The sequence below is a fragment of the Komagataeibacter saccharivorans genome, from assembly GCF_003207825.1.
Taxonomy (GTDB): domain Bacteria; phylum Pseudomonadota; class Alphaproteobacteria; order Acetobacterales; family Acetobacteraceae; genus Komagataeibacter; species Komagataeibacter saccharivorans.
Window position 1 is genome coordinate 1 of record NZ_NKTY01000002.1, and the last position, 15,639, is coordinate 15,639.

Sequence of the window (15,639 nt, forward strand, 5' to 3'; positions counted from 1 at the left end):
CCGCAGCTTCATCCATAATTTTGAACACGATACCAACGTGCAGGCCGTGACCATGGCGGTCATCGGCATCGGGCGGCGGCTGGGCATGACCGTGGTTGGCGAAGGGGTCGAGACGGCGGAACAGCGCGCGCTGCTGGAAGAACTGGACTGTGACGTGATGCAGGGTTACCTGTTTGCACGTCCGCAGGCCCCAGGGGAACTGGCGCAGTGGGTACGCCAGCACAGGACAGTGGGGGATGCGGTAACAACATTGCAGACCGCCAGAGATGTTCCACCAAGCGGGAAGCCGTCCTAAATCAATTTACGCCACACCCCCGGTTCAGCCCGTATTCGAGGTACCAGCATGGCCGCACAACATGATAACAGGCTCCGCGCCCTTACGCATGACGATGCCGACTTCTGGGCTGATGTTGTCGATAATGTCCTGATTGTAGCCGTAACGGACCGAAACGGGACGATTACGTACGTAAACGACAAATTTTGCGAAATCAGCCAGTATTCCCGCGAGGAACTTCTGGGCCGGACCCACAGCATGCTGAATTCCGGCCAGCATGACCGGGCATTCTTCCGCAGCATGTACAGAACGCTTTTTACCGGTCGTACATGGCATGGCAACCTGTGTAACCGTGCCAAGGATGGCAGTCATTACTGGGTCGCAACCACCATCATTCCCCACCGTAACAACGATGGGAAAATCAACGGTTTCGTCGCCGCGCGCTTTGAAATTACCGAGCTTATGAACGCCAAGATGCGGCTGAGAAAGCAGGCGGCGACCGACATACTGACCGGCCTGCTCAATCGCGGGGGCTTCAATACCCACCTTATCGCCGCACTGGAAGCCAGCAAGCGCCGCAATGCCGAACCCAGGGTTCTGGTCATGTTCGACCTTGACGGATTCAAACCCGTCAATGACATCCACGGGCACCATGCGGGGGATGAAGTTCTCAGGACCATTGCCACGCGCCTGATCGAACTGGTGGGTGGCGAAGATCCCGTCAGCCGTCTGGGCGGGGATGAATTCGCCCTGATCCTGCATAAAAGCCTGAAAACGTCCCCGCTTGAGACGATCCTGAAGAAACTGCAGAACCTGCTGGAAGAACCCATCATGCTGGACAGCGCGACAGTGCGCATTTCCGGCAGTATCGGCACCACCCGCATCACCGGCGACGAAACGCTGGAAGGGTTGCAGAAAAACGCCGATGTCGCAGTTTATGCCGCCAAGCAGGCAGGCGGGAAACAGGTGCGCATGTTCACACCGGGCCTGCACAAGAGCACGATAAAGCGCGCAAAGCTTCTGGCCGAAGCCCGACTGGGCGTACAGGAAAACCAGTTCGAGGTTTACTACCAGCCCATCGTGAACACGCGCACGGGCCGTATCGAACAGGCGGAAGCCCTGATGCGCTGGCATCACCCGGTGCGTGGGCTGCTGTCCGCAGGTGTGTTCGCGGATGTCTTTACGGATTCAGCACTGGCGCAGATCATGGAAGCGCATCTGGTCCAGTCCTTTCACAACGATATCCGCAAATGGCACGCAGCGGGCCTGTCCAGCCTGCGGCTGGCGGTCAACCTGTCCCATCTGGACCTGCTGAACCTTGAACAGCAGACCAACCTGTTCAGCGAAATCCAGCGGCATAGCCTTGATCCGCGCAGTTTCATTCTGGAAGTGACCGAGCAGATGCTGCAGGGCCGCCGCGCGGAAAAAAGCGCCCTGCGCCTGCGGGAACTGGCACAGGAAGGATTCGGGCTGGCCGTGGACAATTTCGGTTATGGCACGGTGCGCCTGTCCACGCTGGGAGAACTGCCGTGGCAGTCACTCAAGATCGACCGCTGTGTCGTGCGCAACATGGCAACCGATGAGAAAGCCCGCAGCCTGCTCGCCTCCCTCATCAATATCGGTCATGGCTATGGCCTGACCGTAACGGTGGAAGGGGTGGAAACGCACGAGGAGTTCGATGCCGTGCGTGATCTGGGCGTGGATTACGTGCAGGGCTTCTACATCGCACCGGCTGTCTCCGCCGCGGAACTGATCCACCTTACGCACCAGAAGGTATGGAACCCGCTGCCCGCCTGATCTCACACCCGGCAGAAGGATACGAAAAACCCACACGACAGGGATACTGCCGTGTGGGTTTTTTCATTCCGGCGTGTCAGATGTGGATGGCGCGCTTGTCCACATCAAGTGCGGCTTCCTTCACCGCTTCGCTCAGCGTGGGATGGGCATGGCAGGTGCGGGCGATGTCTTCGGACGATGCCCCGAACTCGATCGCCATGGTGCATTCGGCAATCAGTTCGCCCGCCATCGGGCCAATGATGTGAACGCCCAGCACCTGATCGGTGGAGGCATCCGCCAGAACCTTGACGAACCCGTCGGTCATGCCGATGGCGCGCGCGCGACCGTTGGCGGTGAAGGGGAATTTGCCAACCTTGTAGCTGACACCTTCTTCCTTCAGGTTTTCCTCGGTCTTGCCGACTGTCGCGACCTCCGGCCATGTATAGACCACGGCGGGGATCGCGCCGTAATTCACATGACCCGCCTGCCCTGCCAGAAGTTCGGCTACGGCAACGCCTTCTTCCTCGGCCTTGTGGGCCAGCATCGGGCCTGCGATCACATCGCCAATGGCGTAGATGCCCGGCACGCTGGTCGCGTAATGCGCATCGGTCACGATGCGGCCGCGCTTGTCCAGTTCAATGCCCGCTTCTTCCAGCCCGAAGCCCTTGCTCGCCGCCGTACGGCCAATGGCCAGCAGCACCACATCGGCTTCCAGCGTCTCCGCAGCACCGCCTTTCGCGGGTTCCACGGTCAGGGTGACACCCTTGGCGTTCTTTTCCGCCCTGGTCACCTTGTGGCCCAGCTTCATCTTCAGGCCCTGCTTGGTCAGGATGCGCTGGAAGGTCTTGGCGACCTCGTTATCCGTGCCCGGAACCAGACGGTCGAGATATTCGATCACCGTCACATCCGCGCCCAGCCGGTGCCATACGCTACCCAGTTCCAGCCCGATCACGCCACCGCCGATCACGACCAGCTTCCTGGGCACGGCAGACAGTTCCAGCGCGCCGGTGGAGGTGACGATCTGCTTCTCGTCCACTTCAACGCCCGGCAGGCCCGCGCTGTCACTGCCACTGGCAATGACGATATGCTTTGCCGTGACCGGCTTGCCATCGACCGTGATGCGGCCCGTGCCTTCGACCTTGCCGGTGCCCTTGAGCCAGGTGACCTTGTTCTTCTTGAACAGGAACTCCACGCCCTTCACGTTGGCTTCGACAACGGACTGCTTGCGCGCCATCATCTTCGCCAGGTCCAGCTTCACGCTGTCGATGATGATGCCCATATCGGCATATTCATCCTTGGCGGCATGAAAGTTTTCGGACTGCTGCAACAGCGCCTTGGACGGGATACAGCCCACATTGAGGCAGGTGCCGCCAAGGGTCGCGCGCTTTTCCACGCACGCCACCTTGAAACCAAGCTGGGCGGCGCGAATGGCGCAGACATAACCACCTGGTCCCGCACCGATCACGATCACATCGTAATCCGTCTCGACCGGGGCTTCAGCGGCAGCCTTGGGTGCGGGTGCGGCGGCAGGGGCCGCGGCGGCCGGTGCGGGCTTTGCCGGGCTGGTGGCAGCCGGGGCCGCCTTCTGGCCACCCGCGCCGGGGGTAAGCGTGGTCAGAACGGTGCCGACCTCAACTTCGTCGCCTTCCTTTACGGCATGCGCGCCCAGCACGCCCGCCTGCGGCGCGGGCACTTCCACGCTGACCTTGTCGGTTTCCAGTTCGGCTATCGGGTCATCCGCGTTTACGGCATCCCCCGGCTGTTTCAGCCATTTGCTGACCGTAGCCGTGGTCACACTTTCGCCCAGCGTGGGCACCTTGATGTCGATTGTCATGTCTCTTCAGTCCTGCTTGCGATACAGCGGTTGCGCGTACGGGCCGCGCCTGCACGCGGCCCCGGCAGGCGTCAGACCTGCAGCAGCAGACGGCGCGGATCTTCCACGTTCTGCTTGACCCGCACAAGGAAGCTGACCGCTTCCTTGCCATCCACGATACGGTGGTCATAGGTCAGCGCGATATACATCATGGGACGGATCACGACCTGACCGTTCACCGCGACCGGACGGTCCTGAATGGCATGCATGCCCAGAATGGCCGACTGCGGCGCATTGATGATGGGCGTGGACATGAGCGAACCATAGATGCCGCCATTGGTGATGGAGAACGTGCCACCCGACAGTTCATCAATCTTCAGCGTGCCTTCGCGCGCCTTCTTGCCAAAGCCCGCGATCGCCCCTTCGATCTGGGCGAAGTTCATCTTGTCCGCATCGCGGATCACCGGCACGACCAGACCGTTCGGACCGCCCACGGCAATGCCGAGATTGACGAATTCGCGGTAGATCACGTCATCGCCGTCGATTTCGGCATTGATGGCGGGGAATTCCTGCAGCGCCGCAATGACCGCGCGACTGAAGATGGACATGAAGCCCAGCTTCACGCCGTTATGCTTCTTGATGAACAGGTCCTTGTATTCCGTGCGCATCTGCATCACGGCCGACATGTCCACCTCGTTGAAGGTGGTCAGCAGGGCGGCGGTGTTCTGCGCATCCTTCAGGCGGCGCGCGATGGTGCGGCGCAGGCGGGTCATCTTCACGCGTTCTTCACGCGGATCATCCTGACGGGGCGGGCGGGGCGCCGCCGCGGGCTGGGCCACGCGCGGCTGGGACAGGAATGTCTGCACGTCACCCTTGGTGATCCGGCCATCCTTGCCCGTGCCGGTGCCGACCTGCGCGGCCGATACGCCCTGTTCCGCCATGATCTTGCGCGCGGCGGGGAACGCCACCGCTGCCGCACCCTGCGCCACCACATCGGACGGCGGGGTAGCGGGACGGGCAACCGGGCCGCTGGCCACGGGCTGGGCCTGCACGCCAGCGGGCGCGGTCACCGGGGCGGGTGCCGCAGGCTTGGGGGCGGCGCCGCTGCCGGCTTCGACCGTGGACAGCACGGTGCCGACTTCCACTTCAGAACCTTCGGGCACCAGAAGCGGGCCAAGCACGCCTGCCTGCGGGGCGGGGACTTCCACGCTGACCTTGTCGGTTTCCAGTTCGGCCACCGGGTCATCCGCGTTCACGGCATCGCCCGGCTGTTTCAGCCATTTTGCAACGGTTGCGGTGGTAACACTTTCACCCAGAGTCGGTACCTTGATCTCGGCAGACATTTTTTATTTCCCAATCCCTTGCCCGTCCGGCGCGTCAGCGCGACACCGGTCGGGCCTTATCATTATTTATGGGGGCGACCAGCCTGCCGCCCCCGATTACGCGTATTCCAACCCGCTCCGTCAGGCCCCGACACCCAGCGCCTTGTTCACCAGCGCGGTCTGTTCGGCAATATGGACCTTGGCCAGACCGGTCGCGGGGCTGGCGGCAGCGATGCGCCCGACATATTCCGGGCGGGTGCTCTTGTGGCTAACGGAAGCCAGCACGCCTTCGATCAGGCGATCGACAAAGTTCCAGCCACCCATGTTTTCGGGTTCTTCCTGGCACCAGATGACCTTGGCCTGCGGGTAACGGGCCAGTTCCTCGGCCAGCATCTTGTCCGGGAAGGGATAGAACTGCTCAAGGCGCAGGATGGCGACATTGTCCAGCTTGCGCTCGCGCCGTTCGGCCAGCAGGTCGTAATAGACCTTGCCCGAGCAGATCACCACGCGTTCGACTTTCCCCGGATCGACGATCGGGTCGATTTCACCAATCACCGGCAGGAAGCGGGTGCCCGGCCCGAAATCCTTCACTTCCGACACCGCCAGCTTGTGACGCAGCAGGGATTTCGGCGTCATGATGATGAGCGGCTTGCGGTAATCAAGGAAAAGCTGGCGACGCAGCGCGTGGAAGTAGTTCGCCGGCGTGGTCAGGTTGCACACGCGCATGTTGTTTTCGGCGCAGAGCTGGAGATAGCGTTCCAGACGGGCAGAAGAATGTTCCGGCCCCTGCCCCTCATACCCGTGTGGCAGCAGCATCACGAGACCGGACATACGCAGCCACTTGGTCTCACCCGATGCGATGAACTGATCGATGATGACCTGCGCGCCGTTGGCGAAGTCACCGAACTGCGCTTCCCACAGCACCAGCGCGTTGGGGTCCGCCAGCGAGTAGCCGTATTCAAAGCCCAGCACGCCGAATTCGGACAGGAGCGAGTTGTAGATCTCGATCGCCGCCTGTTCGGGAGCAATATTGTTCAGCGGGATATAGGTGTTCTGGTTCACCTGATCGATCAGCACCGCATGACGCTGGCTGAACGTCCCACGCTGGCAGTCCTCACCCGACAGGCGGACCTTGTGCTTGTCCAGCAGCAGCGTGCCGAAACCAAGGGCTTCACCCGTGGCCCAGTCGATCCCCTCGCCACTTTCAAACATCGCGGCCTTGGCCTTGAGCTGGCGGGCGATCTTGGAATTGACGTTGAAATCGTCAGGCACACGCGCAAGCGCCGTGCCCACTTCCTTGAGCCGTTCGATGGAAACGCCGGTTTCCGGCGCGGGGCGGGTCGTATCCACCGGCGGCGGCTTGAGGCCCTTCCACGCGCCTTCCAGCCAGTCGGCCTTGTTGGGCTTGTAGCCCTGCGCCGCCTGATAGGCCTGTTCCAGCCTGTTGTGGAAGCCGTCCCATTCACTGGTGACCTGATCTTCGGTCACGACGCCTTCGCGCACCAGACGGTCGGAATACAGCTTGCGCACCGTCGGGCGGGCCGCGATCGCCTTGTACATGATCGGCTGGGTGAAGGACGGCTCATCGGACTCGTTATGTCCGTGGCGACGGTAGCCCACGATGTCCAGCACCACATCCGCCGCGAATTTCTGGCGGAACTCGGCAGCCAGACGCGAACAGTAGATCACCGCTTCCGGCTCGTCGCCATTCACATGCAGGATCGGGGCCTGCACCGCCTTGGCCACGTCCGTGCAGTACAGCCCGGAGAAGGAATGGACGGATACGGTGGTAAAGCCGATCTGGTTATTGACGACCACATGGATCGTGCCGCCCGTGCGGTAGCCGATGAGCTGCGACATCGCCAGCGTTTCATACACGATGCCCTGACCGGCAAAGGCCGCGTCACCATGCAGCAGGACGCCCATATGGCGGCCCCGCTGGGTGGGATCGTCGTCATCCTGCGTCGCGCGGACCTTGCCGATCACGACCGGATCAACCGCTTCCAGATGCGAGGGGTTGGGCTGGAGCGAGATATGGACCGGCGTGCCGCCGATCTCCACATCGGTGGAGGTGCCCAGATGGTATTTCACATCGCCCGAACCCTGCACGTCGTCCGGCTTGAAGGACGCGCCCGCGAATTCGCTGAAGATCGCGGTGTAGGGCTTGCGCACGATGTTGACGAGCGTGTTCAGACGCCCGCGATGCGGCATGCCGATCGCCACCGAGCGCACACCACCCAGCGCCGCCTGATCGATGATCGCATGCAGGGCCGGGATGGTGACATCCTCGCCCTCAAGGCCGAAGCGCTTGGTGCCGACATAGCGCTTCTGACAGAAGGATTCGAAGCCTTCCGCCTCGGTCAACTGCTGCAGGATGACCTTCTTCTGCTCGGGACTTGCACCCTTGCGCCAGTTGTCGCCTTCCAGCCGCGCCTGCACCCACATGCGCTGCTCGGGGTCCTGAATATGCATGAATTCAGCACCGATCGGCCCGCAATAAACCGAACGTAGCGCATCGAGCACCTGGTTGATCGTGCCGGTATCGGACCCGATCAGGCGGGCGACCACGCGACCCAGATAGATCGGACGGTCCAGATCCTTCGGGCCGAAACCGTAGGTGGCCGGGTCCAGATCCGCATGCGGCTTGGGCACCTGCAGGCCCAGCGGGTCCAGCCGGGCCTCAAGATGGCCACGAACGCGGAACGCCCGGATAAGCTGGGTCGCCCGCAGGCTGTCATCCGCCGCCGCGCGCAGGCTTTCGGCCGTGACGCCAGCCGCCTTGCCGTTGGGCAGGGGAGCGGGTTCGTCGCCCGTGATCATGGGCGGGCGCGGGGCCCATGATGCGCCTTCCGCATCCTGAACGATTTCCGCGTCCTGTTCATGCATCTCCGCGAACAGGGAGGCAAAGGAAGGATCGACGCTGTTGGGATCGGCCGCCCAGCGTGCATACAATTCAGCCAGATAGGCCGTATTGGCACCGCTGAATGCGGTCGAAAGAATATCTACGCCCGCCATATTGAAGACATCTCCTCGCTGGCGGCCTTTGTGGCCGCGCTATTTTCAGGTCCGGCGCTTGGTGTGTCACCGGCCCGATTTGTATCGCTACCCTAGCCGCACCCTTGCCCGGATGCCGCCATCAATCATCAGGATCAGGTCTGCTTGCCGCGCATACTGACATTTTCGTGCCCGCCCCTGCTTCCGGGGACTGAGGGGCAGGAAAACATCCCGTTTCACGGCCGCGTTCCTGCTGATGCGATCTGGTCCATACCCAAGCAAAGACGGTGCCGCTTGCCTACCGCCCCATCAGTCACACCACCGCCATAACCGTCACGATGGCGTGACCCTGCGGCCATTCCGCTCCTTATGCGTTGAGATGCGGCAGCAGCATGTACGCTGCACTCTGCATCTCCTCCAGACGGGAAGCGGTGCGCTCGAACGCGGTCGCCCCCTGCCCTTTCGCATACAGGGCGTCCGGCCCCACCGCAGCGGAGGCGAACAGCTTGACGTTCTGTTCGTACAATGTGTCGATCAGCACGATAAAACGCCGCGCTTCGTCAAAATTGTCCGGTCCCATGCAGGGCACGTCATCCAGCACAAGGTTTGGAAAGCGCGTGGCCAGCGCCAGATAGTCACCCGCCCCCAGCGGCCTGCCGCACAGATCGGCAAAGCTGAAGCGTGCGACGGGGCCTGCCGCCTGTTCCACCTTCAGGCTGCGGCCCATGACATCCAGCGTGACCGCCCGCACCGGCGCGCCATCGGCCAGCCGTGTAAAGATCGAGTCGAGCGCGCAGCGCGCGGCATGATCCGCAGGCGTGATCCATGTCTGCATGCCCGGCGCGTTGCCACGGCGGTAATCGCGCGGGGAATCGAGGATGACGGTATCGACCTCCTTCAGCATCACGGCGATGAAGGGACGGAAGGCATCCGCGCCGGGACGGTCCTGAAACAGGTCCTCGGGCCGGGTATTGGACGTGGCGACCACCACCACCCCATCGGCGAACAGGTAGTCGAACAGGCGGCCGAGGATCATCGCATCGGCAATGTCATTGACCTGGAATTCATCGAAACAGAGCAGCCACGCTTCCTGCGCGATCTGGCGCGCCAGTGGGGGAATGGGGTCGGTCAGGTCGGGATCGGCGGCCTTCATATCATGCAGGCGCTGATGCACGTCCTGCATGAAACGGTGGAAATGCACCCGGCGCTTGTGTTCCACCGGGGCCAGACTGAAGAACAGGTCCATGAGCATGGTCTTCCCACGCCCTACCTGTCCCACCATGTACACGCCGCGCGGGCGGTCCGGGGTCTGGGCGGCGCGGCCCGACAGGCCAAGGCGCGCCTTGAGCCCCCCGAGCCAGCCGCCGGACGACGGCGTGGAAGACGGAATGACCGGATGGTAGTCGCGCAGTTCCCGCCACAGGCGGTCAAGCCTGCGGGCAGCCTTTTCCTGCTCGGGGTCGCGATCAAGACAGCCTGAAGCCACGCGGGCCTCATAGGCGGCGAAGGGGCCTGTGCCTGCGGGCAGCGCCGCAGCGGACGGGCGGGCGGGGGCGATGTCTGTGTCCATGATATTCCGCCGATAGTCCGTAAAAATACGGCCTTCAAGGGCACAATCTCGCCAAACTGTGTCATGACAGGCGTTCTCTCCATCTGGTGAACTGAAACCCGGCCAAATGGAGAACTTGTGATGACCGACTGGAACGCCTACCGCGCCCATCTGGGCCAGTCCGTAACGGCATTCGCCACCCTTGCTCCCGACACGATGAAGGGAATCCAGACACTGGACCACGCCGCCGCACGCACCGGCAGGCTGGATGCCAAGACGCGCGAACTGATCGCGCTGGCCGTGGCGGTGACCACACGGTGCGACGGCTGCATATCCGTCCATTCCGAAGCCGCGGTGAAAGCGGGTGCAACGAAGGAGGAAATAGCCGAAGCCCTGGGCGTCGCCATCGCGCTGAACGCGGGTGCGGCGCTGGTCTATTCCAGCCGCGTGCTGGATGCGGTGGATACCGTGAAGACGTAAGCCCGCCGGGGTCGCTGCTTGCGACGGGAGGAAACCGGGCCTAATCTTGGCCCGGTTCACCCAGACAACATGCAGGATGGCATGATCCAACCCGTTATTCCCGACTATGCCGCGCTGGAGGCCGCAACGGTCTCGACCGAACCGTTCGCGCATGCGGTGGTGCCGGACTTCATCCGGGCCGACGACCTGCGCGCCCTTGCGGCAAGCCTGCCCGTCATCCGCTCCGGCGGGTCCTTCCCGCCGCAGGCGCTGGGCCTCACGCCGCTTATGGCGCAACTGGTCGATGAACTGCAGCAGCCCCGCCTGCGCGGCATCATCGCCACGAAATTCGGGCTGGATCTGGATGACGCGCCCACCATGCTGACCCTGCGCGGGCGCACGCGCGCAAAGGATGGCCGCATCCACCGCGACTCCGCATGCAAGCGGGTGACGGTCCTGCTCTATCTCAACGCCGCCGATAACGTGGCATGGTCACGGCACGAAGGATGCCTGCGGCTGCTGCGCAACGGGCATGATCTGGAGGATTTCGCCGCCGAGATCGCCCCGGTCAACGGCACGCTGGTCATCTTTCCCAACGGGCCGGACACATGGCACGGCCACCGTCAGTATGTGGGTCCGCGCCATACCATCCAGCTTAATTACATGGCCAATGACGCCAGCGCGCGCAACGAATTGCGCCGCCATCGGTTATCTGCCCTGACAAAGCGTCTGCCATGGGTTGCCTGAGATGTGTCCCCCGAACCGGGACCATGGCAATTTCCGGCCATTGTTTCGACACGAGTGGGGGTCATAAAACCTCAGTCTTCCGACTTCATGATATGTCGAGGTTTTCCAAGTCCATGTATCTGCGTAAATTTGCTACATCCCTGCTGTCCGGCAGCCTTGCACTGGGAATCCTGATATCGGCCGTACCGGCTGCGCAGGCCCAGCCCTGGCGCGGGCCGGGTGGACCAGGGGGACCAGGCTGGCACCGTGGTCCGCCGCCGGGGCGCGGCTGGCATGGTGGTGGCCGTGGTGGGGGTGCGGGGCTGGCCGTAGGTAGCGGCATTGCCGGACTGGCGGTCGGCGCCATGCTTGGCAGCGCCCTTGCGGAACGGAACGCCGCCCCGCCGCCACCGGCCTATTATCCCGCCCAGCCGCCGTCACCGCCCCCTCCGGCCTATTATCCGTACGGCGGTGGTTACTGAGCGCATAGCGCCTGACACATCCCACGCATCTGACAAGCACCATTGCGAAGGAAAAGAGACAACATGATGTTCCGCCGCTTACTGCCCGCCGCCGCGTTCGTGCTGCTTCCGGGCATGGCCATGGCCGCCGACCAGCAGCCCGCCGCCGCACCCGCCGCGCAGTCGACCACCCAGCGCAGCCCCACCGCATCGCTGGCCCATACGCCCCATGCGCCGGCACCCGAACAGGTGGAAGCCCATATCAAGGCGCTGCACGACCAGTTGGCCATCACCAAGAAGCAGGAAGCCCTGTGGACACCCTTCGCGCAGGACATGCGCGATAATGCGCAGCGCCTGCACGACTCCATCGAAAACCGGCGCGAGAAGCTGCCGGGCATGAATGCGCTGGAGAACATGCAGTCCTATGCCGAACTGACGGTCGAACGCGCGCAGGATATGCAGACGCTGAATTCCGCCTTCGCGCCGCTGTATGAAAGCTTCTCCAAAAAGCAGCGCAAGCATGCCGATGCCCTGTTCCAGCAGGGTGACAGCGAACACGCTGAAAAGGGGCAGGCCCCTGAAGCCGCCGAACAGGCGACATCCACCACCTCCGCCCCGGCTACGGGTGGCGCTGCCGCCCAGTAACGCAGCGGCATCTGCCAGACGCGATGAAAAAACCCGCACCGGGCAATCCGGTGCGGGTTTTTGTTTGCGTATTGCCATGCGGGGGCGAGCGGCTGCCTGCCCCCTGACTGTCAGCGGGCCTTCAGGCCCCGTTGAGCGGGTACCAGGTCCGCCCGTCACGCCGGAGCAGTTCTTCTGCCCCCTTCGGCCCCGATGAACCGGCTTCGTAGATTTCCGGCCCGGTTTCATCCTTCGCCCATGCCTGAAGCACCGGATCGACCGCCTTCCATGCCGCTTCGATGTTATCAGCACGCTGGAACAGGGTCTGATCCCCCATCAGGCAGTCATAGAGCAGGGTTTCGTAGCCGACATTGGGGGATCTGGTGAACACATCCTCGTAGCGGAAACGGGCCTGCACGTCGGTCAGGTCCATTTCCGGCCCCGGCTTCTTGGCACCCAGTTCCACCGTCAGCCCCTGGGCGGGCTGGATGTTGAGGATGATGCGGTTGGGCGGCAGGTCTTCCGTTTCGGTCCCGCTGAACATGAGCATCGGCGGCTTGCGGAACTGGACGACAACCTCCGTCCGCCGGCCCCCAAGCCCCTTGCCGGTACGCAGGTAGAACGGCACGCCAGCCCAGCGCCAGTTATCCACATGCAGTTTCAGCGCCACATAGGTTTCCGTATTGCTATGGGGGGAAACACCCGGACTTTCACGGTAACCGACCATCGGTTTGCCATCGACGGTACCGGCCGCGTACTGACCCCGCACCGCATCGGACGGGCTGATGGGGGTTACGGCCTCGAAAAGCTGTTCCTTGGCGTTGCGCACGCTTTCGGCGCAGAACGTGTTGGGCGGTTCCATCGCCACCATGGCGAAAAGCTGGAACAGGTGATTGGGCACCATGTCACGCAGCGCGCCGGTGGGTTCGTAAAACGCGCCCCGCTGTTCGACACCGATGGTCTCGGCGGCCGTGATCTCGATATGATCGACATATTCGTTGCGCCACAGCGGTTCGAATATCAGGTTGCCAAACCGCATGGCGAGGATGTTCTGCACCGTTTCCTTGCCAAGGAAATGGTCGATGCGGAAAACCTGCGACTCATCCAGAACAGAAAGCACCTGCCGGTTGAGCGTCTGCGCACTGGCAAGGTCCGAACCAAACGGCTTTTCAATCACCACCCGGCGGAAGACGCCTTCCTTCTGCGTCACCACGCCCGCCTTGCCCAGCGTTTCCACCACGGGGGCGAAAAAGCGCGAGGGAATGGCAAGGTAGAAGATGGCGTTGCCCGGTATCTTCGCACCCAGCGCGCGGATGGCGTCGACATCGGTAAAGTCGGCCTGCACGTAATCCAGCCGCCCGGCCAGCCAGTCCCACTGATCGGCGTTGATGGTGGCGGGATGGAATTCGGCGTTCGGATCGTGCGTGAAGGACTCCATCATGGCGCGCAGCCCGTCGCGCCACTGCGCCGCGGTGCTGTCCACCCGGTCCACCCCGATGATGCGGAAGCCATCGTCCAGAAGATGACTCCCCACAAGATTATACAGCGCCGGCATGAGCAGCCGCTTGGTCAGGTCCCCGTGCGCGCCGAAGATGACCAGCGTGCACGGTGGGGCCGTACGGGTGCCTGCGGGGGAAACCGGCCGCGGGGCTGCGGCGACTGGCGTTGCGGGAATATCAGCTGATAAGGCCATGATCTCTCTAACCGTTCTTGCCTGCGCGCGGCACCGGGGCAGGAACGTGGACGCCCCTGCCTGATCGCGCGCCGGAGGGAGCGTGCACCCGGCACATGGCAGCGACAAGGGCTATCACCGCATGGGACGTGCCACACAAAGGCCCGTACCCGATTCGATTCGCGGTTTTGCGCGGTCCGTGCTGCTTGCACCTTTCGGGCGCAGGCTCTAGGTGTCGCTACAGTTACGCAAGCAGAACCGAGCGTTCCACTGAACGGTCGGGCAGGACAGGAAAGAAGATTATGGGTTACCGCGTTGCGGTGGTGGGTGCCACCGGCGCTGTGGGGCGCGAAATCCTCAAGACTCTGGCCGAACGCCAGTTCCCTGTGGATGAAATCGTGGCTCTGGCGTCCGCCCGCTCGGCGGGCAAGGAAGTCTCCTTCGGCGATAAAAAGGTGCTGAAGGTGCAGAACCTTGAGACTTTCGACTTCACTGGCTGGGATGTCGCCCTCTTTTCGCCCGGCGGGGCGGTTTCGGCCGTGCATGCGCCGCGCGCGGCGAAGGCGGGCTGCATCGTGATCGACAACACCTCCCACTTCCGCATGGAGCCGGACGTGCCGCTGGTGGTGCCCGAGGTCAATCCCAATGATGTGAAGAAAGCCAGACGCGGCATCATCGCCAACCCCAACTGCTCCACCATCCAGATGGTCGTGGCGCTGAAGCCGCTGCATGACCTGTTCACAATCAAGCGCGTTGTGGTGGCCACCTATCAGGCCGTGGCCGGTGCCGGAAAAAGCGGCATGGACGAACTGTTCAACCAGTCGCGCGGCAGCCTGGTTGGCGACCCGCTGAAGGCGGAACAGTTCACCAAGCAGATCGCGTTCAACTGCATTCCCCATATCGACCGTTTCATGGATGACGGCGCGACCAAGGAAGAGTGGAAGATGACGGTCGAGACCCGCAAGATCCTCGATCCCGACATCGCCGTCTTCGCCACCTGCGTGCGCGTTCCCGTGTTCATCGGCCATGCCGAGGCGGTCACCGTGGAATTCGAGGAACCTGTTGATATTGAACGCGCCCGCGCGGCCCTGCGTGAGGCACCGGGCGTGGTGCTGCACGACAAGCGCGAGGATGGCGGCTACGTCACCCCGCTGGAAGTGGTGGGGGAGGACGCGACCTATGTCTCGCGCCTGCGCATCGACCCGACTGTACCCAACGGACTCGGCTTCTGGTGCGTTGCCGACAACCTGCGCAAGGGCGCCGCGCTGAACGCGGTCCAGATTGCCGAAACCATGGTGGCGCTCGACCTGCTGGGTCACTGACGGCCACCGGGGCATAAGGCCCCCCACGGCATGGCGGAGCCCCTGCTCCGCCATCCGGGTGGCGCGGGGTCTCTCAACCTCGTGTTCCGGGCCTGCGTTGACCCGGCCTCCCACGCGGCGTAGGACCGAATTCAGACAAGGCGACGGAACAAACCGAAGCCATAACAGGGAAATTGACGAGACGACCATGCAGGATGTCCGTGAAGCGCTCTATGTAGGGCAGCGAAGCGACGGAACTCTGACCAGGCGGCCTATGTCCCCGCATCTCCAGGTCTACCGCTTCCGTCTTTCCATGTTCCTTTCAATCGCGAACCGCGCCGCCGGCGTTGCAGCCGCTGGCGGCTCAGCACTCGGCCTATGCTGGATCAACGCGGCTGCCAAGGGACCCAAATCTTTCAGCAAGGTCCAGAAGGTGACCGGCAACCCGCTGGGGCAGCTTCTGCTGGCCGGGTGGGCGCTTGCGCTGGTCTACCATTTCGTGGCGGGACTCCGTCACCTTGCGTGGGATAGCGGCTACCGCTTCGACAAGAAGGAAATAAACGAGGATGGCCCCGTGGCCGTAGGCGTGACGGTGGGAACCACGCTGGCGCTCGTGGCCGGTATCCTTGGCGTTGCGATCTGTCGTTCCCGCAGGAAGGCGTCCTGAT

At 63.0% G+C, this 15,639-nt stretch carries 13 protein-coding genes; 8 read left to right on the forward strand and 5 right to left on the reverse strand.

Going from position 1 to position 15,639, the window contains the following annotated elements:
* Positions 1–295, forward strand: a 295-nt coding sequence (locus tag CFR79_RS01800; protein WP_146220111.1) for an EAL domain-containing protein, incomplete at its 5' end; no start/stop codon positions are given.
* 48 nt (positions 296–343) lie between these two features.
* Positions 344–2,071, forward strand: coding sequence for a putative bifunctional diguanylate cyclase/phosphodiesterase (locus CFR79_RS01805; protein WP_110546762.1), 1,728 nt, complete (start codon positions 344–346; stop codon positions 2,069–2,071).
* 76 nt (positions 2,072–2,147) lie between these two features.
* On the opposite strand, the gene lpdA is transcribed toward CFR79_RS01805, so the two are convergent.
* From lpdA to zapE, 4 genes are all read right to left on the reverse strand, one after another.
* Entirely contained in the window at positions 2,148–3,884 is a 1,737-nt protein-coding gene (gene lpdA, locus CFR79_RS01810) for a dihydrolipoyl dehydrogenase (protein WP_110546763.1), read from the reverse strand.
* A 71-nt stretch (positions 3,885–3,955) separates the two neighbouring features.
* Positions 3,956–5,206 (reverse strand): 2-oxoglutarate dehydrogenase complex dihydrolipoyllysine-residue succinyltransferase, encoded by a 1,251-nt coding sequence (gene odhB / locus CFR79_RS01815; RefSeq protein ID WP_102325080.1) that lies wholly within the window; start codon positions 5,204–5,206, stop codon positions 3,956–3,958.
* Between the two features lie 120 nt (positions 5,207–5,326).
* Positions 5,327–8,200: a 2-oxoglutarate dehydrogenase E1 component gene (locus CFR79_RS01820; RefSeq protein WP_110546764.1), complete on the reverse strand. Its 2,874-nt coding sequence runs from the start codon at positions 8,198–8,200 to the stop codon at positions 5,327–5,329.
* A gap of 346 nt (positions 8,201–8,546) precedes the next feature.
* The gene (gene zapE, locus CFR79_RS01825) at positions 8,547–9,749 is read right to left on the reverse strand and encodes a cell division protein ZapE (RefSeq protein WP_110546765.1); all 1,203 of its coding nucleotides are present in this window, start codon (positions 9,747–9,749) and stop codon (positions 8,547–8,549) included.
* Between the two features lie 120 nt (positions 9,750–9,869).
* On the opposite strand from zapE, the gene CFR79_RS01830 reads away from it, so the two are divergent.
* The 4 genes from CFR79_RS01830 (at position 9,870) to CFR79_RS01845 (ending at position 12,019) form a co-directional block, all read left to right on the forward strand.
* On the forward strand, positions 9,870–10,208 hold the full coding sequence (locus tag CFR79_RS01830; RefSeq protein ID WP_102325077.1) for a carboxymuconolactone decarboxylase family protein: 339 nt from the start codon (positions 9,870–9,872) through the stop codon (positions 10,206–10,208).
* An 81-nt stretch (positions 10,209–10,289) separates the two neighbouring features.
* Positions 10,290–10,934: a 2OG-Fe(II) oxygenase family protein gene (locus CFR79_RS01835; RefSeq protein WP_110546863.1), complete on the forward strand. Its 645-nt coding sequence runs from the start codon at positions 10,290–10,292 to the stop codon at positions 10,932–10,934.
* A 113-nt stretch (positions 10,935–11,047) separates the two neighbouring features.
* Positions 11,048–11,395, forward strand: a complete 348-nt coding sequence (locus CFR79_RS01840) for a hypothetical protein (RefSeq protein WP_102325076.1) — start codon at positions 11,048–11,050, stop codon at positions 11,393–11,395.
* Between the two features lie 63 nt (positions 11,396–11,458).
* Positions 11,459–12,019, forward strand: a complete 561-nt coding sequence (locus tag CFR79_RS01845; RefSeq protein ID WP_110546766.1) for a Spy/CpxP family protein refolding chaperone — start codon at positions 11,459–11,461, stop codon at positions 12,017–12,019.
* Between the two features lie 121 nt (positions 12,020–12,140).
* Here the strand turns inward: CFR79_RS01845 and zwf are convergent, their stop codons facing one another.
* Positions 12,141–13,691 (reverse strand): glucose-6-phosphate dehydrogenase, encoded by a 1,551-nt coding sequence (gene zwf / locus CFR79_RS01850; protein WP_258373363.1) that lies wholly within the window; start codon positions 13,689–13,691, stop codon positions 12,141–12,143.
* 281 nt (positions 13,692–13,972) lie between these two features.
* On the opposite strand from zwf, the gene CFR79_RS01855 reads away from it, so the two are divergent.
* Positions 13,973–14,992: an aspartate-semialdehyde dehydrogenase gene (locus tag CFR79_RS01855; protein ID WP_110546767.1), complete on the forward strand. Its 1,020-nt coding sequence runs from the start codon at positions 13,973–13,975 to the stop codon at positions 14,990–14,992.
* A 253-nt stretch (positions 14,993–15,245) separates the two neighbouring features.
* Positions 15,246–15,638: a succinate dehydrogenase, cytochrome b556 subunit gene (gene sdhC, locus CFR79_RS01860; protein WP_102325073.1), complete on the forward strand. Its 393-nt coding sequence runs from the start codon at positions 15,246–15,248 to the stop codon at positions 15,636–15,638.
* Position 15,639: the final 1 nt, after the last annotated feature.